Genomic DNA, 26,467 nt, shown 5'->3' with positions numbered 1-26,467 from the left:
AAAGAAAGGCGGATGACGGTGCTTTCCACTCCCGCTTCCATCCTTCCAATCTTCCGATCATATCAACAATGGGAGCGATTTTACGTAGGGACTAACAGACAAAGGACTACCCAAAGGACACCCCCAATTTGACGCTCCGTTCAGGGTGATTGTCCATCTCTATGTAAGCCTCGACTGAATCTTCAAACGGCACTACTGGGTCAACAACATCTTCACAGTCAAATCGCCCTTCTTCAAGCCATTTCCAGCAGGTATCAACAATACGCCGAAAATCCCAGCGCGGATGATCGCGATTCGGATCACTGTTGGCACGCGCAAAGATGATGTTCGGAATGTTGACATGCGCGACAGCACCGAGGTCAAGCCCACCCGTACACGCTTTCGCGCGTCCAGCATAGACGATTGTTCCTTCAAAAGTGACGCTGCGAAGGGCATCATCAAGTGCCTCGTACACTGCACTGGTTTCCACAGCCACATCAACGCCAAGCCCGCCGGTCGCTTCTTTGAGCACCTCGCCGGTATTGGAGGCAGTCGGGTCGATGACAAGCTCCGCCCCCGTCTTTTCAGCAACTTTCCGCCGTCTTTCAAGCGGGTCTACAGCGGCGACGAAGTCAGCTCCAGCGATCCGCGCCATCTGCACCGTCATCAACCCAATAGCACCCAATCCAAAGACAGCCACCCGCTCACCAACGCGGACCTTTCCATCACGAATTGCGGACATTGCGAAGTGTAATGGATCATAGCAAACCGCCTCTTTCCACGTCATCTGGTCGGGCATCTTGAGAACACCAGCAGCGCGCCATGTGTGCGTCTCCTTGAGGTGCCCGTGACTGGTGATGCGCTCCCCAATCTCGAACCCCTCGACCTCTCCCCCGATTTCAATAACTTTCCCGACGCACATATTTCCAAGTCCCATCGGAAAATTTGCGCTGTTGTATCCGTAGTATGCTGTCAGTTCTGTACCACGTTTGGGCGCGCCGAATTCGACTTGAACGCGGACGCTATCCGCGGGGACGGGACCATCTTCGTACTCTCTTAAGACGGGTTGCCGAGGGGCAACCGCGACTAATTCCCTTGGCATCTTTTTCTCCTTCAAGTGTCTAACGGCACACGGAGTGTGCCTACTACTTTAATGCGGAATCCCCAATTGATGCATCCGACGGTGAATCGCCTCCCGTGCCTCTTGGAACGGACGAGAAAGGAATTCCAAATGGTCATCTTCACCGTGATGGTGTGTCACAGTCCCGTGTTCATGATGGCGCGCTGTCTGCTGAATATAGGACAACCCACCCTCAATCAAGGTCAGCATATAGTTTGCTGTTTCTGGATCAAACATCCACCACTCGCCGCCAACAGCAATATACACCGGAGAGGTATGCGCAATGATGCCGCGTCCCCATCCGTCGTGATGTGGAACCGCTTGTGCATAATTAGGTCCACCACACCGCGCCGCGATCCATGAATGTTTGTCCACTTTCAGATTGGCTTTCAGATGTAAATGCGCCGCGCCATCTTTCTCCTCAGTCGAAGCGACAACCTGTCCCGCCTGAAGAATCTGCAGCGTATGAATAGGGAAGATGGAATCTGCGGAGGCTTCAACCTCAACAGTGCCACCGTTACCGGGTAGGTTAACCGTGCTACCGATCGGGTGTCCATCAACGGAGAGTCGAATCATCGGACCGCCGCTGAGGAAGGTGTTGCCAGCACTCATGTATTTGCACCAGTTATCGTAATTGAATTCCTCATTGTCGGGGATATGGACATAAGTACGATAAACACCTACCGGTACATCGCTGCTCATCTTATCCGTTCCACCGACGAGCGGTAGTTTATACCCACAGTTGAGGTAACGATAGTACTCAAGATGACCATACATAGCATTGGTGAGATACTCGACAGCATCTACACGTCCAGTGGCGATGAGTGTCGCCGGTTCACAATTCGGGTTCGGGATGTGCGGTAAGACAACAGTGCCACCCTGGGCATGACACGCATCCGCCCAATGTGAGAGCGTGACCTCCATATTTCCACCGAGTTCTGCTTCCCCCGGACCATCCGAACACCACGGCGCGACCTGCTCCTTTAGACCGAGGAGCGTGAGATGCCCAAGAAGGTGCTGGCGGTTCTCCTGCGTTGCGTAGACGATGCTTCGCCCATCGGCAGAGGTCGTCGGTCTTCCGATAAACTCCTCTGTATTCGTAAAGAGATGCCCCCACTGCGAAAGCAGAAGATTCACAACGCCGAGATCTTCGCCTTGGGCTTCGGTATGCGCGCCCTGTGTTGAGAGGAAATGAACGTGCGTATCACCACTGAAATAGCGTTCAGCGTTCATATCGCACCATCGCTTTAACCGCAACGTCAACTCGCGCTGCCCCGGTTTTATGTTGACAGTAGTTCGCAAAGGTGTATATTCAAAACCGCGCGCGACATCAACAATAACGTCTCCACGAGGCAGCCACCCCTGACAGGTGCCATCAATATAGGCGTAACTAATCTGCCCGAGCCGCACATCGCCACCGACATCTACGTGCCACGTCCCCATGTTTGAATTGACGTGCGCATGGTGTCCATGTGGCGCATACGGCACGCCGTGTGGAGAACGGAAATGAATACGACACGGCACCGGTTTGTTTGTATCGTCATCAATTACGGTGGTATACACCCAGTTCCTACCAGAGTCGATGACCTCTACCTTGACGCGCTCGTTGGGTTGAACAGTCCCTTTCTCTTGGACCTCCCCCCAATTGACAGTGCCAAGCGTTTCACCTTGATTTTTGACTTCAACACTTGCGGAGGAGGTTGCAGATACTTCAACGTAAGCAGGACTGCTTTTGTTGTTTTGGGATTCGCCCCAGCCTTTGAAATCGTCATTGATAAAGGCATCGGGCGTGTTCTCTGGCAATGGATACGGGTAGGTCGCAACGCCACGGTCAACATTAACTTCCATATCAAAGGGTTTGTCGGCATCCTCAGATTGCGGCAGTGTGATTTTGACTTCGCGGCGGGGACGACGCGGTATCGGGTCCTCGTCGAGGTAACCGAGCGTGATTGCTGCAACAATAAAACGCCGTTCCTGTGGTTGGATTTCAATTGAGGCGACCTCAACGCCGTCCCTCGGATTTTTCCAGGTCCACAAATAGTAGTCGCGCGGTGTCCCTTGGCTCACCTCTGTTTGTCGGTTCCCCGCGGACCCCCAAGGTCCCTCGTGCCGCGATGCCAAACTTTCCTGCCGGTCAGGTATTGCAAGGAACGTCTGTTGTCCCCATCCTTGTGGCACACTGCCGATCTCAAAGCGCTCGCGGATTGGCACGCTTTCCGTTTCACCATCGGTATAATGGAAAACATAATTGGCAATGAGTCTGCCAATCGGTTCGCCTTCAGGAATGCGTGACTCAAGCAGCCGATGCACAAAGATAACCCGCTTCGGGCTTGCACCTACGGGAACTTGAATAGAATCGGAGTTAACACCTTCTCCGAAGCCTAAGAAACAGGCATCACCCTCAGCGATTTCAAAAGGTAACCCGTGGAACGCCTGCGAACCGACGCACGGTGTTGCGTTCTCACCGATAACTTCTGTCCCAACATTACACAAAGCGGAAAGTGAAATAGGTTGATAGTCTTTCATTATAAACCTCAGATGGTTGTCAGTTGTTAGTTGTCAGTCACTTTACCAAGACCGGTTTCTGACGTGTCAGTAGGAAATTTTCCGTGCTAAGTTACTGAAAACTGATAACCGATAACTGATAACTACTTAGAGCGGGAATTCTATTGACTGCCCCTGTTCAGAGGACATATAGAATGCTTGCATCAATTCCGTGAGGTTACGTCCATCTTGGATCGTAATTGTCATCGGTTCATCGCGAAGGATAGCGTTAATCCACTGCTGCATCGGTTCAGGGGGTGCAGCCGGCGCGTTGGCAATGTACTCTGCTTTTTCTTCGTCGGAGAGTTTACGGGTTTCAAAATGCATTTCGCCGTGTCCCGCAGCAAATGAACCTTCTGTGCCGTAAATCTCAAGCATATTTGGACCGGAACGGTGCGTCCACGCAACATCAATCACACCGAGTGCCTTGTTCGCGAACTCAACGACAGAAACGCTATTATCGTCAATCGGGAAATTACCAGTAAAGTTGTTAATCTTAGCGATAGCACTTTTCGGCTCACCCATCAACCACCGGATAACATCGACACGGTGACACCCTAAATCAAAGAGTGCCCCACCACCTGCGCGTACTGGATCCGCAAACCAAGCACTTGTGCCGCTGAACCAACTATCCAGTGCAGCAGAGTGTGCTATCCGTCCCCTACCGAATGTGATGTCGCCGAGAAGTCCGTCGTCAATTGCCTTTTTCGCAAACAGGATTTCAGGGTTCGCACGAGAAGGCAGCGAAATCATGAACTTCACCCCCGCTTTCTCAACGGCTTCAATAATCGGATCGCATTCCGCGACGGTAATCGCGAGTGCCTTTTCGGTGAAGATATGTTTCCCCGCTTCAGCGGCGGCAATCATTACGCGTGGATGGTCGGATGTGATAGCATCAACAGCGACTGCGTCCACGTCGTCCCGGCTAAGGACTTCGTCAAGGTCGGTGTAGAATGGAATTTCGTATTGTTCCGCGGCACCTCTGCCACCGTATTCCTCTTCGTCCCAGACAGCGACGAGTTCAGTTTCAGGGTTTTCGTGAATTCTTCGGGCATAACCACCGGCGTGGACATGCGCCATACTAATCTTTGCGACTCTAATCATCTTTTTAATTTTCCTTGCGGTTCGGTCAGAGCGGGTTTGGAATTTGAAGTTTGCCTCGCAGCGAGAGTCCGTATATCCGCCCTCCATTTCATTACGGGCTATGTTTCGTTTTTCTAATAGGACTTACGCAATCCCGTGATTTTGCTTAACTATCAACCCAGGTTTCCGCAAAAAATGTGGAAGACGCGTCAATGGTTAAAGCCCTAAAAACAGTTAGACTAACCCAATAACCAAGTAGGCAAAAGGCCCCTTGATTTATATAATCCTTCCGACAGAAGAACGGGTTGCGAGATGGTTCCAGCCACGGAGCACCAATTTGACATTGGTGTGTCGGTTTTCATCTTCAATCTCATCGTCACCGGCGAGCATCTGAACGAGAACGCTTTTCCGCGTCTTATTTGAATGGTTTGGCATTGAACCGTGCAGTGTGAAGTAACTGAAGAAAAGTACATCTCCGGGTTCCGCTTCCAAAACGGTCGCGTTCTCAATCGGGTATCGGTCAGTAACTTCAGCGTTTTTTCCACTACCCATCATACCATCCATGCGTCCAAGCTCCTTATGGGAACCCGGATAGACGCGGACACATCCCATCTCATCGGTAGCTTCCGAGACGTAGATGATAGCGGCTATCATCGTGTCTTTGGCAGAAGGGAAGTATTGCCAATCTTGGTGCATCGGGAACGGGGAACCTGTCTCTGGCGGTTTGCAGAAGAGTTTGGAATGGTGCAGCATAATATCCGGTCCGAGAATGGCTTCGGTGACATCAAGAAACTTTTCCTGCATAAACGCTTGTAACCAGACCCCGGAAAAACTCTGAATATTGTGGGTGTGGATAATGACGGATTCACCACCATCAAGGGCATCCATCAATCTACCACCCCAACGCGCGTTGACGTTTTCATCGCTTTTGAGGAGCCGATCCACTACCCGATCAAAGTCGCTTTCCATCGCCTGAATCTCTTCAGCAGAATAGACCCCTTTGGCGAAATAGTATCCGTTTTCGTGAAAGAATTTTCCGATATCCGACATTATGTTTTTGTAACCTCCAGAAAGAGTTCATTAAACCAATTTGGCGAGGGACCTTCTGTACTATCGGCTTCCGCACCCCCTCGCTTCAATTCACTAAACCTGTCGAAAACAGCAAAGCGTCCGTTGTACAGAATCCCGACAAAATTTTCGCGACGCGAATCAGTATTGTATAACTTAGAGACATCGTCAAGGCGGTTGGTGGCTATCACGACGGTTTTCTGCATCGCTTGGAGTTCCACAAGCAGCTCCGCCATCTCGATCTGTCCGCTTGGATCAAGCGGTGCGCAGGGTTCATCGAGTAGCCACAATTGCGGTTCATGTAAAAAGGTTTTGGCGAGCAAGAGCCGTTGCCGTTCACCCGTTGACAAAATCCCAATTTTGACCTCACGTAGGTGTTGGATGTCCATTAGCTCAAGTACTGCCTCAATTGCGTCCGCACGACTTCGCTTCTCTAATTTATACGCAGCAGCAAAAAAATTGAGATATGCGGCGACGGACAACTCAGGATACCCCTCAAAAGCGACAGGGATATATCCAATAGAGGGACGCACCTGTTTTGTGTTTGCAAACGCATCAACACCGTCAATAGAAACGCTACCTGATGTCGGTTCGACTAAAGTTGCCAAGATATTGAGCAGGAGTGTTTTGCCTGCGCCGTTTCTACCGAGTAGAATGAGGCACTCGCCATCGCCTACCTGAAATGTGAGTTCCGTGAGAAACGGCTTCTTGTCAAAAGATTTACATAGGTTCTGGACATCCAACACTTCCACGCTCCCATGATTATATCTCGCATCCTTAGCAGAAAAGGCTGGAAGATTGGAAGAAGGAAAGGATGGGGTTTCCATCCTTCCACCCTTCCATTCTAACGCCTTCACTTCAATATCTGTTTTGTGCGTAAATCCTGTTCCACTAACTTAGATCGACTTTGACCGGTCTACCGAGGTCGGCGGACTGCCATGCAGCTTCGGTCAATTGGATGACGCGCAATCCGTTCTCGACGCCGATCGGGTTCTCCGTCCGCTCACCGCGGATGAGTTCGATAAAAGCAACATCTTTGTTGCCTTGCGCTGGCATTTCAGATGTATCAACAGGTTCCGACCCTCCTTCGCGTTCTTGGCGATAGAGTGTCCCTTCACGGAGATGGAGCGCGCCTTCCTCTAACCAGACGGAAAAAGCCTCCTGCACGCCACCGTAGGCGTGTCCAACAATGCTGATATTGCACAAGGCACCGGTATCAAACTTGATTGTCATCGCCGTGAGGACATCCACTTCAATATCCAAGTTGTCTATCATCGCGAAGACGTTTTCGGGACTCGCTTCCAACACCCAGAGAAGAATGTCAATAAGATGGCTTCCTGAATCGTTTAGCTGCCCACCACCGCCGAGGAACGGATCTTGTCGCCATTTTCCCTGCTGATTCCGATACCAATTCTGCGATTGATGTGCGGAAACGAAGTTAACACGTCCCAACTCACCGCTCTGGACGACGTTGCGACAGTATTGATAGGTAGGACTCAGATGCCGCTGGTATCCAATCATCAGGTGTAAACCGGTCTCTTCCACCTTCGCAATTACCTGTTTCGCATGATCCACTGTGCAAACCATCGGTTTTTCAGTATGCACGTGGCACCCTGCATCAAGCGCGTCCATAATATGCTGGAAATGGAGTCCATGCGGTGAACTAATAACGACAGCATCGGGTTTGGCAGCGGCTAACATCTCAACATGGTCGGCGTAGGTCGGCAGTGAATCATCTAAACCGACAGTCTCTTTGAATGCATCAAGGGAACCTTCACTCGGATCCGCGAGGGCAACAATCTCCACGTCTTCGACGCTTGAGACGCTGCGTCCATGCCCACGTGCATTGCCACCACACCCGATGAATGCAAAGTTTAATTTCTGTTTCGACATATTTACTCCTGACTGTGTTTTCGTTGACGCTTATTTAAGAACTAAGAACCTTGAAACGAATTCGTTGAGGCTTATTTAAGAACCTTGAAACGAAAATGCCCAATATACCGCAGATGAAGCTGAAGATTACGGAGAGAAGCGCGTCCCGAATCCGTTCCCTATGTCTCTCGGAAAAACTTCTTTTCGATATGCCGTGTTTAAGCGCAAGCACATTCCCCTTCGCAACCGCCTCGTAAACAACGAACATACCTTCTTCAATTACAGTGACGCTGCTTTGCCCACTCTTAACAGGTACCGTGGAAAGGGCAGTTGCATCCTCATACCCATCTTTATATTTATAAAGGGAAATGCTGTAGTGTCCTGGAAGTACAGCAAACTCATACTCACCACCTGCATTGGAATAAGCAGTTTTACGGGGTTTCAAGTTTCTACCGCTAATCCGGACTTTAACACCACTTACCGGGGTTTGTTGAAAGTTATTATCAAAAATTTTACCACGAATAATCCATTTTGTGTCTGTTTCCTGTGAGGGTAAAATGTAGGTGTCCGCAGTTCCATTAGAAATGGGAAATTTTACAGCGGCAGTCGTAATCTGATTTCCTCGAACAGTCATTGAAATCATAGTATGATAACCGTCCTTACGAACGGCAACGACGTAGACCCCCGATAGTAAATTGTCGCGCCGATACTGTCCATCCGCGTCAGATGTTCCAGTGATTTCGACGACTTTATTTGAGGAGCTGCCTTTACCACTACGCAGTTGCCAAATTTTAACTTCAGCATTTTCAATCGGAGCAGATTGCGGAGATGGCGTTGTAATCCGCAATTGAAGTGTGCCTTCTTGCCGCTCTTCAGTTCTAAACAAACTCTGGAAGCTGGTGAATATATTTTTCTGTTTGTTCATTGTAAGGGGAACATGATGAACGCCACCGCTTGTGACCGATACGGGTTTCCCAATTCGACTTTGGTATCCAAATTTGCGGATATTAATCAGATAATCACCTGCGGGTATATCTCTGTATACGAACTTACCTGTTTCGGCAGACGTTGTTTTAAAAATATGCCCTTTTCCGTTGTCAATCTGAACACGCACACCAACAATAGGAAGCTGCGCGGGGGTTGTATCCACGATGTATCCTTGGATCGTACCACCTTTTGCAATGTCCTGTTCTTGTGCAACGGCGGCTCCGTTGACCAGTAATACACATACAATGAAAACAAAAGTCAACCTGAAACGTGCCACTGCCACATTCTCCTCTTAGGTAAAGTTACGAACGTAACTTATCACAACCCGCAACAAAATGCAAGGTTTAATTTCGGATACAGAACACGAACATGCTATACAAACACACCACAAGCCACATCAACGAAACGCAAAATCGTCCAATAAATGAACACTACAGTATAAATTATGTCCAAAACAGGTTAGAATTTGCCGATTTCACGCCAATTTGCGAATGGCATACAATTTGCATAAATACACTTCATAGGTTTACAAATCGTATAGAATGCCTGCATGAAACCTACAAAAGTGAAATTCAAAGGAGCATACCACCATGAAAAAATCGTTTTATCTTTTTTTTCTTATATTCCTTATAAGTTTTGGTTTGTTAGTGTGCTGGATTCCAAGTACGAGCGCGAAAAAGGATTCTGACGAAAAAGCGAATAAAAAACTTGTGGAGGAGAAAGTTGTAGAAGTGCCAGAGGTGACCGTGACAGCCACGCGTGCTGTGAAAGATCCGTTCAAAACACCTAACGCTATTACAGTTCTCAATCTAAAACAGTTAGAACGGAACAACGCAGATATCGCGTCCAATTTGCTTCGTGATTCGGTCGGCGTTAGCGCACAGCAGACGACAGTTGGACAAGGCTCCCCGTTACTCCGGGGTCTAACTGGCTATCAAACGTTGATACAAGTCGACTGGGTTCGCCTCAACAATTCGACATTTCGTTCGGGCCCAAATCAGTACACGGCAACCATCGCACCAGACATATTAGAGCGCGCCGAGGTTTTACTCGGTTCAAACTCTATGCTATATGGCAGCGGCGCGATGGGTGGCGTTATCAGTTTCTTCACGAAAGCCGTACCGCTCAACCCAGCGCAGCAGACTTGGGATATACACCCACGACTCCTTGCTCGTTATACGACTGCCACACAGGAACGACTCGCCAAGTTAGAGGTAACAGGCAACAAAGGACGGTTCGGATTCGTCGCTGGTGGTGGCGTGCGATTCTATGGGGATATGAACCCTGGCAGCGGGTATGATCTCCACTACAAAAATCGGAAGTTTGAAATAGTAGATGAAATACCAAAAGGTGTGAAGCTCTATGACTATGATGAGATTAGTAAATTGTCAAAAGATAACATCCCTGGGAGATGGCTCATTGACAATGAAGGACCGCTGGGTTGGAGTGCTTATGATGCCGACGCGAAAATTGCATATCAACTCAATAACAACAGCACTCTCAATGTTGCTTATCAGATGTGGCGACAGCCCCAAACACCGCGGTATGACAAAATCGCACCGCAGGAGTTCGATGAATTCTTTTTTGAACCGCAAAACCGTGATCTCATTTATGCTAATTACTTAGTAACCCCAGTAGAAGGAAGCATTGACACGTTTCGTCTGACAGCCTCTTACCACCGCCAAAAAGAGGGACGAAACGAGGTAGTACGCGGCGCAACGTCTCGACGGCAGCGATACGATACTGTTAACACCATAGGCTTGAGCGCACAAGCGGTCAGCTCAATCCTTCCTCGGCAACGTTTGGTCGGCGGTGCTGAATTCTACTTGGATATGATACAAAGTCGTACCGTTAAAACAGATGATAAAGGAAAAGAAACGGTTGACGAGAACCTTGGACGTTTCATTAATGGTTCTCAGTTCTGGGACGCGAGTCTATATTTACAAGATGAAATTACACTACACGAGCGTATTGAATTGACACTCGGTGGTCGGGCAACTTTTTATCAAACCAATGCGGACCTCTCCATCCGAGATAAGAGTTTTGACGAATTCAACAAATTCGACAGCAGTTTGACGGGAAGTGCCGGAGTGGTGGTCGGTTTGACAGACTCCGTGAACTTTGTAAGCAGTTTTGGAACAGCGTTTCGTGCCCCGTCTCTAAATGACACAACCGCAGTGGAAGTCACCAATGAAGGTGTCACGGCACCAAGTCCCGATCTTAGACCGGAAACTTCGTGGACGGTTGAGGGTGGACTCAAGGCGAAACACTCTTATTTCCGTGGTGACTTAATACTATTCCACAGCCGAGTCAGCGGTTTAGTTGCACGTAGACCCATCCAAGAGGCTTACGCCGGTGAAACACTACCCCAACTCCACCAAAACCTGATTAAAGAATACGAAGGTATTGACGTACTCGTGTTCGATAACGTCGATGAAGCACAATATCAAGGGGTTGAAGTAGCCGGACTCATCCCAGTTTTCCCGGCTTGGTCAGTCTTTGGGAATGCTGCATTGATACGTGGGGAAGTCCTCAAGATTAATGGCAAAGCACCGGATCCGAAGAAACCTTGGGAAGCACGCGTTCGTAGAGAACCTCCGTTGAACGGAATCGTTGGAGTTCAATGGGAACCGTTGGATACACAGTTTTGGGTGACACTCTATGTGCGCGGTGCAGCGGAACAGAGGCGGTTGAACCGGAGCGATATTCGCGACCCGCGGATGCCGGGAAAAACGCGCGATCCGGCGGAAGTTGAATTTGATTCCAACGGTTATGCAGTAGATGCTGGGACACCCGGATGGTGGACACTCAACGTCCGCGGTGGGGTCAAACTCTTTGACTACACACGTATGACATTATCACTTGAAAACCTGCTTGACCAACGGTATCGACCACACGGTACTGGTGTAAACGCCCCAGGTTTCAATGTGAGCCTAACCTTGGACAATCGGTTTTAATAGTTGTCAGTTATCGGTCATCAGTTATCGGTTAAGAGATTTTTGGTAACAATTTAAGTGCTCCTGGAGTACACCAAGTTCGAGATAATTGTCCCTATTTTTAAGGTAACCTCTTAACTGAAAACTATTCTCGCTGCGAAACATGATGACTGACAACCATTTACAACACCTCAAATTTCTTCTTAATAAATTCGACCACGATTTCTGGCACCATCTCTCGTAACTTCCCCTCGCTTAACTTTCGCTGCGCCATCTGCACAACCTCCATCACGAGTGTCGAACTGATATGTGCATACTTCGTATTTGCCATCATAAAGAGTGTATCAATATCTGGAGCGATCTGCTGATTCATACGTGCCATTTTGAATTCCCATTCAAAATCCGAGACTTCGCGTAGTCCCCGGACAATCGCACACGCCCCGCGCTTTTGCGCGTAATGAACCGTTAGTCCAGTATAGCCATCAATCGTGGCTTGCGGATACGGACCAATGACAACTTCCAGCATCTCTGTGCGCTCCTCAAGCGTGAAACGCGCCGGTTTCGCAGGATTCACACCGACAGCAACAACGAGTTCATCGAAAACATCAAGGTTGCAAATCCGATCAATGAGATCAACATGCCCATTGGTGACTGGATCAAAACTCGCGGGAAAGATAGCGATTTTTTTTGACATTATGATTTCCTTTTCGTGAAAATTAGGGATTTTTGGGTGCCTGTTCTGAATTTTCGTTGAGATCGAATCTCCGCCAAGTGATATTGCCATGCATATCAATCATCTGAATTTCGACCTTCTCGGTTTGGACATCTGGTAACCCAACAACTTTCTGCTCTTCCCCGTCCAACCTATAGTGGCTGTGTAACATGAGTCCCTTGTCCTCTTTATACTTCTTCCAATTGTCCTTATTCTTCTCCGCATCCGCACTCACTTCGTAACCTGCAGGAGGCACTTCACTTGTTGGGGCAACAAGCAGTTGGATTTGATGGATGCCATCCGCATCGGTAATTTCAAATTGAGCATCCGGCGGAGCGTGTCCCATCTCAATTGTGGCGGGCTTATCAAAGAACCGTTGGTTGGATTTGAAAAAACGCGTTTGAGATAGCCAGTGTGCAGCACATTGAGACAGCCGTTTTGACCCTCTACCATAAGACATAAGATAATTGTCATTCCGAAAATCGTGATCTAAGCCAAAAGCGTGTCCAAGTTCGTGGGCAACGGTCTGCCAATCAAAGCAATTTTTAAAGGTCGGGATACACGCCAATCCCGACTTTGCCTGCCACAATTCTCCACCACCCCAAATCAAATTGACTCGACCTTGACCGCACACATTCTCTTCAATTCTCTTGCTGCCGAGTTCTACAACAACAAAGTGGACGTTTCTCGAAAGATCAAAATGCGTCTCTATTTCGTCCTCAACTCTTGCGAGTGTCTTCTCCAAATAGTACGCAGCGGTAAATTTACCCTTGATCAGATACACTCGCGCTTCGCCGCTTTCATCGGTTTCAAAAGTAAAGGATCTTCTATCCAATCGGTGGCTCTCTATCTGCTCTGCGTAAAAGTGCTGCACCTTCCTGATTATTTTATCAATTTTTGCCTGTATATTCAGCTGCGGGCGAGACCCCTTAGGAAGAAAGTAAATAATTCGGACGGCATCTTGCATCGCTAACTGCTGTGAAATCACGGATTGAGAAACGTCCCAGATACGGAGAAAACCATCTGTTCCACCGGTGGCAAACGTATTCCCGTTCGGTGAGAAAGCAATAGATCTTGTTCTCTCTTTCAATGAGATGATAGGCGCGCCATTTTCTACCGTCCAGAAGTCCACTGTATCCCAGCCTACGCTGGCGAGTGTGTTTCCATCAGGTGAGAAGGCGAGATCCAATACGGTTCCTGTTGAAATCCTGTGCCTGATTTGCCAATCCGCTGTGCGCCACAATAGAACATCGCCATCAGGTCCCGCGCTGGCAAGGATACGGTTAGCGTTGTCTGGAGAAAACTTAACGGAACGAATTGAGGATTTTCCGCCTTTCAGGGGTGGAATAGCCGCCCGCTCATTTTGAACGTCCCAGACCTTTAATTCGCCTTGAGAGTCTCCAGAGACAAGCCATTTCCCATCCGGTGAAAAGGCGATCCCTCGCACAAACGCGTCATGCGTGCGGTGCTTGAAGAGGCCTACCTTCCTGAGACTGCTGCTGTCTGTGATGTCCCATAGATTTAGGTCCCAAGCAGCTCCTGCTACTCGCTGTCCATCCGGCGAAAAAGCAACGGTAGCCGTATCATCATCAAAAGCATCAATAAAGCGTTTCTCAGGGACGCTCCACAGCGTTATACCTTCATCACCCGCTGCAGCAAGGCGTTCACCATCCGGCGAGAAAGCAACGGAATTAACGCTGTCAGTGTAACTTTCAAATTGGAGTACTTCTGGGCTGTCGGGTGCGTCTCGGTTCCAGAGTTTTATCGTATCACCACCAGCACTCGCCAAAACGGAGGCATCAACAGGCGAAAACGCCATCGAACGAATTGTATCTCCATGCTCAAACTTTGCAACTGGTTCGCGCTTTTCAGGTGGCTCAGCCAATCCTTTCTGTAGCATCTGCTCTGAAAAATTGACAACAGCAGTCTTGGCGACGCGCAGAACGCGCCCAACTTGGACATCTACGAAAATCAAAACAACGAGGGCGATCAGATGAACCCAAGCCGCATCTTGAAACCAACCGGCAGACCACGCTTTCTGTACCAACCATGACATCCCACTCCACAGCAACATCAGGATGCCCAGGTACTTGAGAGAACTGTGCCCCGGATCATGTAAACAAAAACCGATGAGCAGTAGCAACAGCCCGAAATTTCTCACATCTCGTTGTCGCCGTTTGTTAGTAGACAATATCCGGAACCGAAACTTCATAGAATGGAAAATCCTTCACAAATGTGACCACATCCACTTAGCGCAGGGGTGTTCTGATATCTGCAACCATTATATCACAAGACCCCTTGCTATGCAAATCCATTCATCAGCTCCAGCGTACGAGAAAAAAAGTTACTCGTATTTCTGCACGCGTGGTATAATAGCGATATTATATAAGAAGGAGGCTAACGAATGGCAAAAATTAACACACTCGTTTTCGCAGGTGGAGCGATCCATGATTGGAAAGGCTGCAGTGACGAAATCGTGAATGTGCTCTCACAACGCGATGAATTCGAGATTACCAGAGTCGAGGAAGACTTGGATGCCCTCGTCTCACCGAATTTAGATCCGTATGATCTCATCGTTTTCTATTACACGGTCGGTGAGATTTCGGATGCGCAAAAGAACGGCTTACTCAACCATGTCGCTTCAGGGAAGGGATATGTTGGTGTGCACTCTGCAGCAGATTCGTTCCGTGGGTGTCCCGAGTATCGCTCAATGGTAGGTGGCTATTTCGTTACACACCCACGCTACCGCGATTACCAAGTCAGTATCGTCGACAGTGAGCACGAAATTACACAAGGACTTGACGAGTTCGTCGTAACAGATGAGCAGTATATCCTTGATTACGATCCACGGAACCATATACTCGCATCAGCATTATGGAAAGGTGCCGCGGCACCAGTGGCATGGACAAAGAATTGGGGAGAAGGTAAAGTTTTCTACCTCGCACTCGGTCATGATCCTTCGGCGTGCCAGCATGACATGTTTGGAACGCTCTTAGAACGCGGCGCACTCTGGGCAGGTAGCAACGGCGGCGAATAGCCGTAAGCAATCGGCTTTCGGCAAAGAGGGAACCTGTGGCAGTAGCAGAAATGTTAACCGCCACAGCCCCTATCCGTTGAGCCATATATGCATTCAGCGTCAATTTAGGTTTCTGACTGCTGACGGCTGATGGTTTCCGAAAGCCGAGAGCCACTATGAAACAGAAAATCACCAATATTCAGGCAGCACCCGAATTGCCATCCCATCAACAACTCTTTCTGAACGGCTCTCCGTTTGTTGTAGTTCACGCATCCTTAATTGAAAAATTTGGCTTGCGCATCGGCTTAGAAATTGAAGCCGAGACTATCGAAAAGTTAATTGCAGCGGATGAAGTAATGCGTGCGAAAAACTACGCGCTAAGGTTAATCCGTGAAGAAAAAGACAACACCACAGCAGATGAATCAGAGCCTTCTCGTCCCGCAGCAAAGTCAAAAATTTACACCAAAAATGAGATGGAACAACGGCTTCAACGAGAAGGCTTCTCAACCAAAGCAATTGCGACATCCATTGAAGAGTTGATTCGTTCAGGACATATTCGCGACAGGAAATACGCAGAGAATTGGATAGCGCGCAGGCAAAAATCAAATCCGCGCGGGAAAACGCTGCTTAAGCACGAACTCATCGACAAAGGGATCGACCAAGAAACAGCAGAGCAAGTTGTAGCGAAAGTAGAAACCGAAGACGAAACGAAAGTCGCACTTGAAATCGCCCAAAAACGAATGAAGCAGTATCAGCGGTTACCGGTTCATGTCGCCAAACGTCGATTACACGGGTTTTTGGCACGACGCGGGTTCAAATCAGAAACCGTTCGACAAGTACTTGAGCAAATTTTTTAAAGATGAAATCAATATAATTCCTCAAACACTGAAGTTTTTTGTCCTCCATTTTCTCTTGACTTCTCAGCAAGAATAGACTATAATAGGAACAGGATAAACAGGAGAGGATCCACATAATGACATCAGATGAAATCAGAGCCAGTTTTTTAGAATACTTCCGTAAAAACGGGCACGCAGTCGTACCGAGTGCTTCCTTGATACCAGCAGATGACCCGACGCTGTTATTCACCAACGCTGGGATGAACCAATTCAAGGACGTGTTTCTCGGCATCGGACAGCGGGAGTATACGCGCGCCGTTGACACACAAAAATGTCTGCGGGTCAGCGGTAAACACAACGATCTTGAAGAGGTCGGTTATTCACCAAGCCACCATACCTTCTTCGAGATGCTTGGAAACTGGTCGTTCGGCGACTATTACAAACAGGAAGCCATCGCCTTTGCATGGGAATTGGTGACCGAACTTTGGCAGATTCCGAAGGAACGTCTCTGGGCAACAGTCTATCTTGAAGATGACGAAGCAGAGAAACTTTGGCTCCAAGAGACAGATATCCCGCTCTCGCGTATCAGTCGCTGCGATAAGGACAATTTTTGGGAAATGGGAGAGACGGGTCCTTGCGGACCCTGCAGCGAACTTTTTGTTGATATGGGTGTTGAAGCCTATCCTGAAACCGCGAATGACCCGAACACCGGTCCGAACATCAGCGATCGGTTCCGAGAAATCTGGAATCTGGTGTTTATTCAATACAATCGGAACGAAAGCGGTGCGCTTGAACCGCTGCCAGCGACACACGTAGATACAGGCATGGGCTTTGAGCGGATTACCTCTATATTGCAAGGTGTCGATTCAAACTACAAAACAGACCTGTTTACACCGCTCCTGACAACAATTGCCGACCTAACAGACACCGCCTATTTTGATGATGAACGCGGTCTACCACACCGAGTTATCGCCGATCATATCCGATGTTTAACTTTTGCTATCGGCGACGGTGTTATGCCATCCAATGAGGGACGAGGCTACGTTATCCGCCGAATCTTACGACGCGCCGTGCTTTACGGTAAGAAATTACAGATGAACGAAGCCTTCATCTATCGGCTCGTTGACAACGTTATTGACCTGCTCGGCGATGTATTTCCCGATGTTCTACCGCGCCGCGAGTTTATTACCCGCACGATTCAAGGCGAAGAACACCGCTTTCATCAAACAATCGAACGTGGACTGGAACTGCTTGATCAATCATTTGAAACACTCATAGAAAAAAAGAGCACACAACTCGACGGAAAACGTGCGTTTGAGTTGTATGATACCTTCGGTTTCCCCCTCGATCTGACAGAGATGCTCGCTCGTGAGCGTGGGTTCACTGTTGACGACGCTGGGTTTGAACAGAGTATGGAGGCACAACGCTCGCGTGGGCGAGCAGCATGGGAGGCGAGAGGTGGCACCAAAGACGAAGAGATTTCTATTTACGCCGAAGTCCTTAAAGAGCACGGTAAGACGGAATTTGTCGGCTATACACAAAACAACATTGAAGCAGAAATCGTCGCTTTAATTGCGGATGCTGAGTCGATAGGCAGTGCACGGCAGGGAGACGAGGTATTTGTGCTCCTTAATCGAACGCCTTTCTACGGCGAATCGGGTGGACAGGTCGGTGACATCGGCACAATTGAGAGTCAAGATGCGAAGTTGGCTGTGCAAGATACGCTCAAACCTTCTGCGGACCTGGTTGCCCATAAGTGCCAAGTGATTGAAGGTGAAATCACACCCTATACTGCGGTGCAAGCAAAAATTGATACACTGCATCGAAGTGCCGTTGCAGTGAGCCATACAGCGACGCACCTTCTGCACAGCGGATTGCGGCACGTTCTTGGAACACATGTTGGACAAGCAGGTTCGCTCGTTGAAGCGGGTAGGCTGCGGTTTGACTTCTCACACTATGAAGCTGTTTCACCGGAACAGATGCAGGAGATTGAAGAATTCGTCAACGAAAAGATTCGCGTAAATGACGCACTGTCTATTAGTGAAATGTCGTTGGATGCGGCAAAAGAGAAGGGTGCCTTAGCCTTTTTCGGCGATAAGTATGGAGACATCGTGCGTGTCGTGCAGGCTGGTGAATACAGCGTTGAACTCTGTGGAGGCACCCACGTTCAGGCGACTGGCGAACTCGGCTTTGTGAAACTGATGAGCGAAAGCAGTATCGCTGCGGGTGTCCGACGCGTCGAGGCACTGACCGGTCCCACAGCCGTAACAACCGTCCAAGAGGATACTGCTCTACTCGCCAACGTAGCGAATCTGCTGAAAACGCCCAAAACCGATTTGCCCGAACGGATCGAACGATTGCTTCAGGAACAACGAGAATTGGAACAGCAGCTCCAACAACTCAAAAGTCAGCACGCACTCGCCAACGTCAGTACCCTCGTTGAAGGTGCGACGCTTGTTGAAGACGTACGGGTCGTGGCATCGCTCGTAGCAGACACAGATAGAAACGGATTGCGGCGGCTTGTTGATGAACTCAAAACCCGTTTAGAATCCGGTGTCGTCGCCCTTGCCGCTGTAACGGGAAACGAGGTGGCTTTTGTGGTCGGCGTAACCGCAGACCTCGTGAAGGACCGCGGTTTGAATGCGGGGAAAATCGTCTCCGAGTTAACCCAGTTGGCAGATGGTCGTGGTGGGGGACGCCCTGAACTCGCACAAGGCGGCGGCAAAAATCCGAGCAAAGTGAATACGGCAATTGCGGCAGCCAGCGAAATCGTAGGACAACAACTGCAGACTTGAATTCACAAACATCATTTTTCATAAGGTAGACGTGCTTGAAAAGCCGTCTACCGGAAATGGTATCTTAATCATACATAAAGGAGACGTCATGGATTGGAGTTTGATTGCTTCACTTTTTTGGAAATTCGGCTTAGGTATCCTCCTACTTGCGCTTACAGCTTTGGCAGCATATATGTGCGCCGCCGTTGGTAGTCTTAGAGACTCTCTAAATAGCATCCGAAATACGCTGAATTCCACAGAAAGTATCGTTAATCAGGAAATCGGTGAGCTAATCGCCGACGTGGATAAGACGGTGAAAGAGGTGAATAAGGAATTGCCGCAGCTGCTGCAAAACCTAAACGGGTTGACAGCTTCCCTACAAGGAATTAGCGAGTCTGAAATTCAGCCCACCGTGCACAATATCCAAGAAATGAGCGGTGCTCTGAATCAAAGTATTCAAGAACTTGATGATTTGGTCCAAAAGGTGAGTAACTTTTCCGGACAAACGCTTGAACAAGCCACATTTTTTCGTAACCAATTGGCAGTCTCATTGTCCGATATTGTAAGCTTATGGCAAGGTATCAAAGCCGGATGGGATAGTTTCACCTCTACACAACCAGATGAACCAGAAGGGGACGAACCGATAGTTGATACACCGAGTGAACAAACTGAATAGCGTGGGATTTATAGATTACCGATATTAAAGCAGCACAACAAGCACAACGTTTGTATTACGATAGAAACACAATAAAAAATAGTAGCATCAAAAGATAAATATGAGAATTGAAACTTTTTATAACGATTCTCGTAAATTCTAACATCAAGTTTTGGAAATTGTTAAGCCTTTCCAAAACGAACCTAACTTAATAGAAAGGACAAAAAAATGAGTAACAATGGACAGAACAACGGACTCGCAATGATCTTCGCCTTTTTTACTGGTTTTATGGCAGGCGCGGTTATCAGCCTGCTCTACGCCCCGAGTTCTGGCAAGGAAACCCGCAAGAAGATTCGTGATACATCAGTCGAAGCGAAAAACCGGACGATTGAGTTCGCGAACCAAGCCTCCGATAGCGCGAGGCAAGGCGTACAGACCATCGTGGAACAGGGCAAAGAGGGCGTTCACGATATTGTAGACAGCGGAAAAGAACGCCTCCAGCAAGCAACCGAACAGGTGAAGAGTGCAGTAGAAACAGGACGTAAAGTCTCCGCAGATGTCCGCACCAAAATCACCGGGTCAATCCCAGGTGTTGGTGGCGACGAAACTGACGAAGAAGCTCCTGAGGAAGCCTAAGCGTTTTTCATAGCGTGTGGACCGAAATAAAAGGCGGCAGGTAGTAGGATACTTCCTTACAAATGCTGCAAGCAGCGGACGGCCCACCATAGTAAACGAATGGAAATTGAAAAGTTAAAAATCCTGCTTGAACAGGTTAAAGACGGAGAGGTTGCAGTGAACGATGCGCTTCAATCTCTCCGTACACTTCCTTTTGAAGACTTAGGATTTTCAAAAATTGATCACCATCGTCAACTTCGCACAGGATTTCCCGAAGTCATTTTCTGTGAAGGAAAGACGATTGAGCACGTCAAGCAGATTAGTGAACATATCCTCGCAGCAGGGCACCCACTCCTTGCAACCCGTGCCACCCCGGACATGTATGAGGCGGTGAAAGAAGTTCAACCCACAGCACGCTATAACGCGCTTGGACGAACCATCGCCGTCAAGCAATCTGAGGCAGATGAGGGCATTACAGGGATACTTGTTGTTTCTGCTGGCACATCCGACCTGCCAGTCGCCGAGGAAGCCGTTGAAACGGCACTGATGATGGGAAATCAACCAGAACGGCTTTACGATGTCGGCGTGGCTGGATTACACCGGTTAATAAGCAACCACGAGAAACTCCTGAATGCCCGTGTTATTATCGTCGTCGCAGGCATGGAAGGCGCGCTGCCGAGTGTCGTTGGCGGTTTGGTAAACTGCCCCGTCATTGCAGTCCCAACAAGCATCGGCTACGGTGCCAGTTTTGGTGGACTCGCCGCCCTGTTAGGGATGCTAAATAGTTGTGCCTCTGGTGTCACCGTTGTGAACATCGATAACGGTTTTGGTGCTGGTTATAGCGCGTCACTCATCAACCAACTCAAGCCATAAGTATTCTACCTACTACTGCTCCTTATCTCCTATTCTTAACACAACAGATGTCCTTGCCTTTCCTGCCGTTCTTTGCGAACCGAAGCCTGTTTTAGAAAAATCGTGTTCCGCCTTTAATTGGATAACTTCTGCATCAATGCTAAGGGTAACGACATCAGATCCAATTTTACATCGAATTTGGTACGGCACGGATTCGGCACGACTCTTCCTGTCAGAATGCGGTCGCCACGTCACACCGGATGCTTCCGCATAGGTCGTGAGTGCTTTTTCAGCAGCCGCCGAGACGTTTCCCTCGGCGTTGAGGACCCGTTTCGCAGTATCCACCGCGCTGTTCGCAGCGGATTCCAAACGTTTCTGAACTGTTTTTGTATCGTTCTCATCCGTCTTGTCAGTATCTTTGCTCTTTCGTAATGCAAGGTAGACCACTGTTCCAAGAACGCAAAGAAAAACGGCGGTGCTCAGGAGGACAGTGCCTCGCAACTCGCGGCGGCGCGTCATGTTTTCAAAATCCTCGCGATGATGTGGATAGAAAGCATCATGCGCCAAAACCGGTGTCCACCAGCACAACATACCAACGGATAACAAAAGAGACGAATAAGCGAAAAATCTTCGGAGCATCAATTTGTACCTGCCTCCATCCTTAGTATAACAACCAAAAACTGAAAAGTCAATCTTGTGTGCCGAACAAATTCACGAAAAACTTGACCTAAAATTGTAAATTTGGTAAAATAAATATTAGGAATAAATACAAAATTAAAAATAAGGAGACAGACATTTGCAGCAAAGAGCACCAATTGAAGAACAAATTGATCTCCCTTTCGTAGAATCGCTACGGATTAGTTTCCAGAGTTTGAAAATCCGCTTCGGGCGTTCAATCATCACGACGGCGGGTATTACGCTCGGTATTGCTTTCCTTGTCTCAGTGTGGACAAACAACGAAATCGGCCTCGCGCTACAGGAGAGCGGACGACAATCAACAATTAATACCTTTGAAGATACGACGGAAACAGGCATTTCCACAAAAGACATCTGGCTGATTATCATGTCTCTGATTGTCTGTGTTGTCGGTATCGCGAATTCAATGCTAATGGCAGTCACAGAACGCTTCCGCGAGATCGGGACGATGAAATGTCTCGGAGCGTTAGACGGGTTCGTGGTTCGACTGTTCCTGCTTGAATCGGGGTTTCAAGGGTTTTCAGGAGCACTCATCGGAGCACTCATCGGCACACTCGGGGCTGTGCTTTTAGGGCTTAAAGACTATGGGTTAGACCTATTCTTCTACTTCCCCTTGTTACCCGCGCAGCCTGAAGACGGAGCAACGCGACTCGGTGTTATTGTCATCATCTTACTTGGATGCATTCTGGGCATGATTTTGGCAGTTATCGGTTCATCGTTCCCCGCATGGCGCGCGGCGAAACTCCCGCCTGCCGAAGCAATGCGTACCGAGGTATAAGCACGGAGGAAAATTATGCCGGATATCGTTGTGAAAACAGAAGATGTTGTCAAAGAATATCGTATGGGTTCAAATATCCTTCGCGCTTTGGATGGCATCAACATTGAGATTGAACGCGGAGAGTACATCTCGCTAATGGGTCCCTCCGGCTCGGGGAAATCCACGCTCTTTAATATGATCGGCGCCCTTGATCAGCCGACAGAGGGTCAAGTTTACATCGACGGGCAAAACATGTCTCAACTTTCACAGAGGCAGATTGCGGCGTTTCGGTGCCACCGCGTGGGCTACATTTTCCAGAGTTACAACCTGCTGCCCGTGCGGAGCGCACACGGAAATGTAACACTACCGCTGATTTTTGCTGGCATGCCAGAGAAGCAACGTAATGAAAGAGCGGAGAAGCTGCTGGACATGGTGGGTTTAGGGGATCGGATGTATCACCTTCCCGATGAACTATCAGGTGGGCAATGTCAGCGCGTCGCTATCGCCAGAGCACTCGCCAACGATCCGAGCATCATTCTTGCTGATGAACCGACAGCAAACCTTGATACCATCACAGGACGCGAGATTATCGATCTGATTAAACGCTTGAATCAGGAACAGGGTGTCACTGTCATTTCTGCAACACACGACTTGAAGATGCTCGATGTTTCTGACCGGATCGTGGACATCCGTGACGGGCTTGTGGAACGTGTCAGAAATCGAGACGAGATTGAAATCGAAGTCGGTGATGTTGGCGGTGAGCACGACGGCGACGCGGGTGCACACGACTAAATTTCCGACAAAAGAACAGGACGGTTTTCACGAAGCGATCTCAATGCAGCGAAACCTATTACAACAGGAGCACGTCCATCCTCACCCGTAACCGGAGGCGGTGTCCCCTCCTGAATGCACCTAAAGAATGCTTGCAACTCAGCAAGAAACGCCGGTCTGTAACGCTCCACAAAGAAATATGGAGGCGACGCAGCGCGGGTCCCTTCACTACCACTAAAGATAACAGTATCTGTCGGTGGATTCGCCGCCGCAACCATTCCGTTTGAGCCGAAAACCTCAACCCGCTGGTCGTAACCGTAAACAGCCTCTCTGCTGTTATCAATCGTTGCGATAGCTCCATTCTGGAATCGTAAAGTGATGACCGCGGTGTCAATGTCACCCGCCTCGCCGATTTGCGGATCAACACGTACCCCACCAACAGCGTAGACCTCAACAACCTCGTCTCCGATGAGATAGCGCGCCATATCGAAATCGTGGATCGTCATATCAAGAAAAATCCCGCCAGAGACCTTGACGTACTCGATCGGTGGTGGTGCCGGATCTCGGCTCGTAATCCGCATGATGTGCGGCTCGCCAATCTCCCCAGAGGCAACCGCTTCCCGGACCCGTGCGAAACTCGCATCAAACCGACGATTGAAACCGACCTGAAACTTAACGTCCGCTTTTTCCACAATCGCCAAGGTTTCATCAATCTGTTCCAAATCCAAGGAGATCGGTTTCTCACAAAAGACGTGTTTTCCCGCCTTTGCAGCGGCTTGGCTGATTTCGACATGCGTATCGGTAGCGGATGCCACTAACACCGCTTCAATCTGTGGGTCAGCCAAAAGCGTTGTATAATCGCTGGTTGTCTTTGGGACATTAAACTGCTTTGCAACGGATGCGATACCGGCGGGGTCCAAGCTGCAAATCGCGAGCAGTTCGGCTTCCGGGACATTCTGGGCGAGATGTTCAATATGCAGTTTACCGATACGTCCTGCACCGATAACACCAACACCGATCCTTGAGGGGTTTTTCATCAAAGGTCTCCTAACACCTACCTCTACAAAATTGAATTCAGATACTGAAGATTCCGATCCGCGCTCTCATAAGGGCTGCCCATTCCCGGCAAGACATCCTGCTCCACCACGATCCAACCGTCGTAGCTCCGCTTCCGCAATTCCGCGAGGAACGCAGGAAAGTCAACATCTCCGTTGCCCAACTCACAGAAAACGCCGTTCTCCACAGACGCAAAATAATCCCATTCATTTTTGCGAGAACGGGCAGCGATATCGGGATGACAATCCTTGAAGTGAACGTGCCAGACTCGCTCGGCATGACGGGTAAATGCCTCAATCGGATCACCACCACCGAATCGGTAATGTCCCGTATCAAAACACAACCCAATGAGGTTAGGATCCGTGTGTTCCATCAATGTATCCATTTCCGCCGCTGTTTCTACATACCCTGCACAATGCGGATGAAAAACAGTGCGAAGTCCTGTCTCGTCTCGGACGGATTGAGCAATACGGTGTACACCCTTCACAAAAGTGTCCCACTGTGTTGGTGTCAATCCGTGCTCAGGACGAACACGCCCAGCATAACGGGTACGCACTTCCGTAGTGGCGTTGTCGTCTGAAAGCACGATGAACGGCGTATCCCCAGCGGTATCCGCTAACAAGCGTGCGTGACGCAGTGCCGATGCTTCACCTGCAGCATGTGTTCCTTCATCGGCGAGCGCGACAGCTACAAACGCTCCCAGCATTGTCAACTCGCGCGCCGCAAGTTCAGCGCGAAGTTGTTCCGCCTCTGTCGGCATAAACCCCCAATCGCCCAACTCGGTGCCGAGGTAACCGATAGCGTGCATTTCGTCTAATACCTGTGTATAACCGGGGGCTTCACCGTCCAACTCAAACTCAAGCACACCCCACGAACATGGGGCATTTGCTATTTTCATAGAATTATAGACTCTCTTTTGCTTGAAATCTTTTCCGATCTACTCATGGTTGCTTATTCTCCGTTCACGTGCTGTCTACCGTATCCGATTCATCAGTTCGCCACGCGATGTGATGTTCCTGGATCCTCCGATAGATGTGCGGTTGCTTTTGCCGCTTCTGGGTCGCCTGTAACCAGTGTAAGGTTAGCATCTTCGTCCGCTATAGGTTGGATTGAAAGCCGATATCCGAGTGCTTTCAGAACAACACCAATTGCGTCAATCAACGGTGTATCCGTATTAGATAGTACAGCTTCTAAGGTTTGTGGCGCAATATCAGTGTGTTGCGTGAGTTTGGAAATCCCGCCTTGTGCTTCGACAACTGTTTTTAGGGCTTCCCGGACGAGAAGAGTCTGTCCGAGACTGTAATAGTCATCAAGAATAGCTTGGAGATAATGAATCGCCTCCTCCCGGTCAGCGAGGTCTTCAATGAGACACTCTCGCCATGTCCTCATTTTTCTCATAGGTTTTCCTCCTTATATTTTAGCCAATAACTTTTTGCCCGTTCTATATCTCGTGTCTGTGATGATTTATCACCGGCGCAAAGCAAAAGGATGATCGTATTCCTAATTTCACCAAAATAAATCCGATAACCTCCTCCGAAGTGGAAACGCAGTTCAAGTACTCCTTCCCCCACAAATTTGACATTCCCGAAATTTCCGAGCCTGAGTCGTTCCAATCCTGCCCGAATCCGAGCTCTTGTTTTTCTATCTTGAATTGATTTCAACCATTCATTAAAAGGTTCTTTACCGTTTGATGCGCGATAGATCTGTATATTTCGTAGGCGTGAGGTATGCATCGTTAGTAAATCTAACGGTTTTCAAGGAACCGCTTAAAATCTTCAATGGCTTTGTCATGCTCACCTTTATCACGGTAAAGGGTGCCACGATAGCTATAGGCATCAGCATGTTCAGGTTCAAGCTTTATCACTGCCCTACAGTCCTCAATGGCTTTGTCACATTCATCTGCCTCGTCATAAAGTTTACCGCGATTATAATAGGCATCAACATAATCGGGGTTGAGGTCTATCCCCTTCGTATAATCTAAAACGGCTTTGTCAAAATCAATTTTATCACGATACGCATTGCCACGATTGTAATATGCTTTGGCATAATTAGACTTGAGTTTTATCGCCTCGTTGTAGTCCGCTGAAGTGCTACCGTTTATTTAGACCACAATTTAGCAAAGTTAAGACAAGTTTTTT

At 48.7% G+C, this 26,467-nt stretch carries 24 protein-coding genes; 9 read left to right on the top strand and 15 right to left on the bottom strand.

Annotated elements, in window-relative coordinates; all coding sequences use genetic code 11:
• Nucleotides 1–106: 106 nt before the first annotated feature.
• From OXH39_07410 to OXH39_07380, 7 genes are all read right to left on the bottom strand, one after another.
• A complete protein-coding gene (locus OXH39_07410) occupies nucleotides 107–1,081 on the bottom strand; it encodes a zinc-binding alcohol dehydrogenase (GenBank protein ID MCY3550272.1) in 975 nt (324 codons plus the stop codon).
• Nucleotides 1,082–1,129: 48 nt separating this feature from the next.
• Nucleotides 1,130–3,625 (bottom strand): CehA/McbA family metallohydrolase, encoded by a 2,496-nt coding sequence (locus tag OXH39_07405; GenBank protein MCY3550271.1) that lies wholly within the window; start codon nucleotides 3,623–3,625, stop codon nucleotides 1,130–1,132.
• A 126-nt stretch (nucleotides 3,626–3,751) separates the two neighbouring features.
• The gene (locus tag OXH39_07400; protein MCY3550270.1) at nucleotides 3,752–4,747 is read right to left on the bottom strand and encodes a Gfo/Idh/MocA family oxidoreductase; all 996 of its coding nucleotides are present in this window, start codon (nucleotides 4,745–4,747) and stop codon (nucleotides 3,752–3,754) included.
• Between the two features lie 255 nt (nucleotides 4,748–5,002).
• Nucleotides 5,003–5,776: a phytanoyl-CoA dioxygenase family protein gene (locus tag OXH39_07395; GenBank protein MCY3550269.1), complete on the bottom strand. Its 774-nt coding sequence runs from the start codon at nucleotides 5,774–5,776 to the stop codon at nucleotides 5,003–5,005.
• Nucleotides 5,776–6,621, bottom strand: coding sequence for an ABC transporter ATP-binding protein (locus OXH39_07390; protein MCY3550268.1), 846 nt, complete (start codon nucleotides 6,619–6,621; stop codon nucleotides 5,776–5,778). The genes OXH39_07395 and OXH39_07390 overlap by 1 nt, the downstream gene beginning before the upstream one ends.
• Nucleotides 6,622–6,685: 64 nt before the next feature.
• Entirely contained in the window at nucleotides 6,686–7,687 is a 1,002-nt protein-coding gene (locus OXH39_07385; GenBank protein MCY3550267.1) for a Gfo/Idh/MocA family oxidoreductase, read from the bottom strand.
• A 34-nt stretch (nucleotides 7,688–7,721) separates the two neighbouring features.
• A complete protein-coding gene (locus tag OXH39_07380; protein ID MCY3550266.1) occupies nucleotides 7,722–8,930 on the bottom strand; it encodes a carboxypeptidase-like regulatory domain-containing protein in 1,209 nt (402 codons plus the stop codon).
• Between the two features lie 313 nt (nucleotides 8,931–9,243).
• Here OXH39_07380 and OXH39_07375 point away from each other — a divergent pair, with 313 nt between their 5' ends.
• Complete coding sequence (locus OXH39_07375; protein ID MCY3550265.1) at nucleotides 9,244–11,610, top strand: TonB-dependent receptor; 2,367 nt, start codon at nucleotides 9,244–9,246, stop codon at nucleotides 11,608–11,610.
• A gap of 160 nt (nucleotides 11,611–11,770) precedes the next feature.
• On the opposite strand, the gene coaD is transcribed toward OXH39_07375, so the two are convergent.
• Both coaD and OXH39_07365 read right to left on the bottom strand, forming a co-directional pair.
• Nucleotides 11,771–12,283, bottom strand: coding sequence for a pantetheine-phosphate adenylyltransferase (gene coaD, locus OXH39_07370; GenBank protein MCY3550264.1), 513 nt, complete (start codon nucleotides 12,281–12,283; stop codon nucleotides 11,771–11,773).
• 22 nt (nucleotides 12,284–12,305) lie between these two features.
• Entirely contained in the window at nucleotides 12,306–14,513 is a 2,208-nt protein-coding gene (locus tag OXH39_07365) for a M12 family metallo-peptidase (protein ID MCY3550263.1), read from the bottom strand.
• Nucleotides 14,514–14,705: 192 nt separating this feature from the next.
• Here OXH39_07365 and OXH39_07360 point away from each other — a divergent pair, with 192 nt between their 5' ends.
• The 6 genes from OXH39_07360 (at nucleotide 14,706) to larB (ending at nucleotide 21,070) form a co-directional block, all read left to right on the top strand.
• On the top strand, nucleotides 14,706–15,338 hold the full coding sequence (locus tag OXH39_07360; protein ID MCY3550262.1) for a ThuA domain-containing protein: 633 nt from the start codon (nucleotides 14,706–14,708) through the stop codon (nucleotides 15,336–15,338).
• Between the two features lie 155 nt (nucleotides 15,339–15,493).
• Nucleotides 15,494–16,174, top strand: a complete 681-nt coding sequence (locus tag OXH39_07355; protein MCY3550261.1) for a regulatory protein RecX — start codon at nucleotides 15,494–15,496, stop codon at nucleotides 16,172–16,174.
• A gap of 116 nt (nucleotides 16,175–16,290) precedes the next feature.
• On the top strand, nucleotides 16,291–18,948 hold the full coding sequence (gene alaS / locus OXH39_07350) for an alanine--tRNA ligase (protein ID MCY3550260.1): 2,658 nt from the start codon (nucleotides 16,291–16,293) through the stop codon (nucleotides 18,946–18,948).
• An 88-nt stretch (nucleotides 18,949–19,036) separates the two neighbouring features.
• Nucleotides 19,037–19,603, top strand: coding sequence for a hypothetical protein (locus tag OXH39_07345; protein MCY3550259.1), 567 nt, complete (start codon nucleotides 19,037–19,039; stop codon nucleotides 19,601–19,603).
• 207 nt (nucleotides 19,604–19,810) lie between these two features.
• Nucleotides 19,811–20,218 (top strand): YtxH domain-containing protein, encoded by a 408-nt coding sequence (locus OXH39_07340; GenBank protein MCY3550258.1) that lies wholly within the window; start codon nucleotides 19,811–19,813, stop codon nucleotides 20,216–20,218.
• Nucleotides 20,219–20,317: 99 nt separating this feature from the next.
• On the top strand, nucleotides 20,318–21,070 hold the full coding sequence (gene larB / locus OXH39_07335; GenBank protein ID MCY3550257.1) for a nickel pincer cofactor biosynthesis protein LarB: 753 nt from the start codon (nucleotides 20,318–20,320) through the stop codon (nucleotides 21,068–21,070).
• A 12-nt stretch (nucleotides 21,071–21,082) separates the two neighbouring features.
• On the opposite strand, the gene OXH39_07330 is transcribed toward larB, so the two are convergent.
• Nucleotides 21,083–21,688 (bottom strand): hypothetical protein, encoded by a 606-nt coding sequence (locus OXH39_07330; protein ID MCY3550256.1) that lies wholly within the window; start codon nucleotides 21,686–21,688, stop codon nucleotides 21,083–21,085.
• A gap of 157 nt (nucleotides 21,689–21,845) precedes the next feature.
• Between OXH39_07330 and OXH39_07325 the strand changes: the two genes are divergently transcribed.
• Nucleotides 21,846–22,523, top strand: coding sequence for an FtsX-like permease family protein (locus tag OXH39_07325; protein ID MCY3550255.1), 678 nt, complete (start codon nucleotides 21,846–21,848; stop codon nucleotides 22,521–22,523).
• A gap of 15 nt (nucleotides 22,524–22,538) precedes the next feature.
• On the top strand, nucleotides 22,539–23,294 hold the full coding sequence (locus OXH39_07320) for an ABC transporter ATP-binding protein (GenBank protein ID MCY3550254.1): 756 nt from the start codon (nucleotides 22,539–22,541) through the stop codon (nucleotides 23,292–23,294).
• On the opposite strand, the gene iolG is transcribed toward OXH39_07320, so the two are convergent.
• The 5 genes from iolG to OXH39_07295 all read right to left on the bottom strand — a co-directional run bounded on the left by iolG (nucleotide 23,291) and on the right by OXH39_07295 (nucleotide 26,430).
• Entirely contained in the window at nucleotides 23,291–24,310 is a 1,020-nt protein-coding gene (iolG, locus tag OXH39_07315; protein ID MCY3550253.1) for an inositol 2-dehydrogenase, read from the bottom strand. The two genes, OXH39_07320 and iolG, sit on opposite strands and share 4 nt — an antisense overlap.
• 23 nt (nucleotides 24,311–24,333) lie before the next feature.
• Complete coding sequence (locus OXH39_07310; GenBank protein ID MCY3550252.1) at nucleotides 24,334–25,227, bottom strand: TIM barrel protein; 894 nt, start codon at nucleotides 25,225–25,227, stop codon at nucleotides 24,334–24,336.
• 92 nt (nucleotides 25,228–25,319) lie between these two features.
• Complete coding sequence (locus OXH39_07305) at nucleotides 25,320–25,727, bottom strand: hypothetical protein (GenBank protein MCY3550251.1); 408 nt, start codon at nucleotides 25,725–25,727, stop codon at nucleotides 25,320–25,322.
• Nucleotides 25,724–26,062 carry a type II toxin-antitoxin system RelE/ParE family toxin gene (locus OXH39_07300; protein MCY3550250.1) on the bottom strand — a complete coding sequence of 113 codons (339 nt, stop codon included), beginning with the start codon at nucleotides 26,060–26,062 and terminating at the stop codon, nucleotides 25,724–25,726. Before OXH39_07300 ends, OXH39_07305 begins: the two co-directional genes overlap by 4 nt.
• An 11-nt stretch (nucleotides 26,063–26,073) precedes the next feature.
• Entirely contained in the window at nucleotides 26,074–26,430 is a 357-nt protein-coding gene (locus tag OXH39_07295) for a tetratricopeptide repeat protein (GenBank protein ID MCY3550249.1), read from the bottom strand.
• Nucleotides 26,431–26,467: the final 37 nt, after the last annotated feature.

The sequence above is a fragment of the Candidatus Poribacteria bacterium genome, assembly GCA_026702755.1.
Taxonomy (GTDB): domain Bacteria; phylum Poribacteria; class WGA-4E; order WGA-4E; family WGA-3G; genus WGA-3G.
This window is presented reverse-complemented; position numbering and strand designations above follow the sequence as displayed.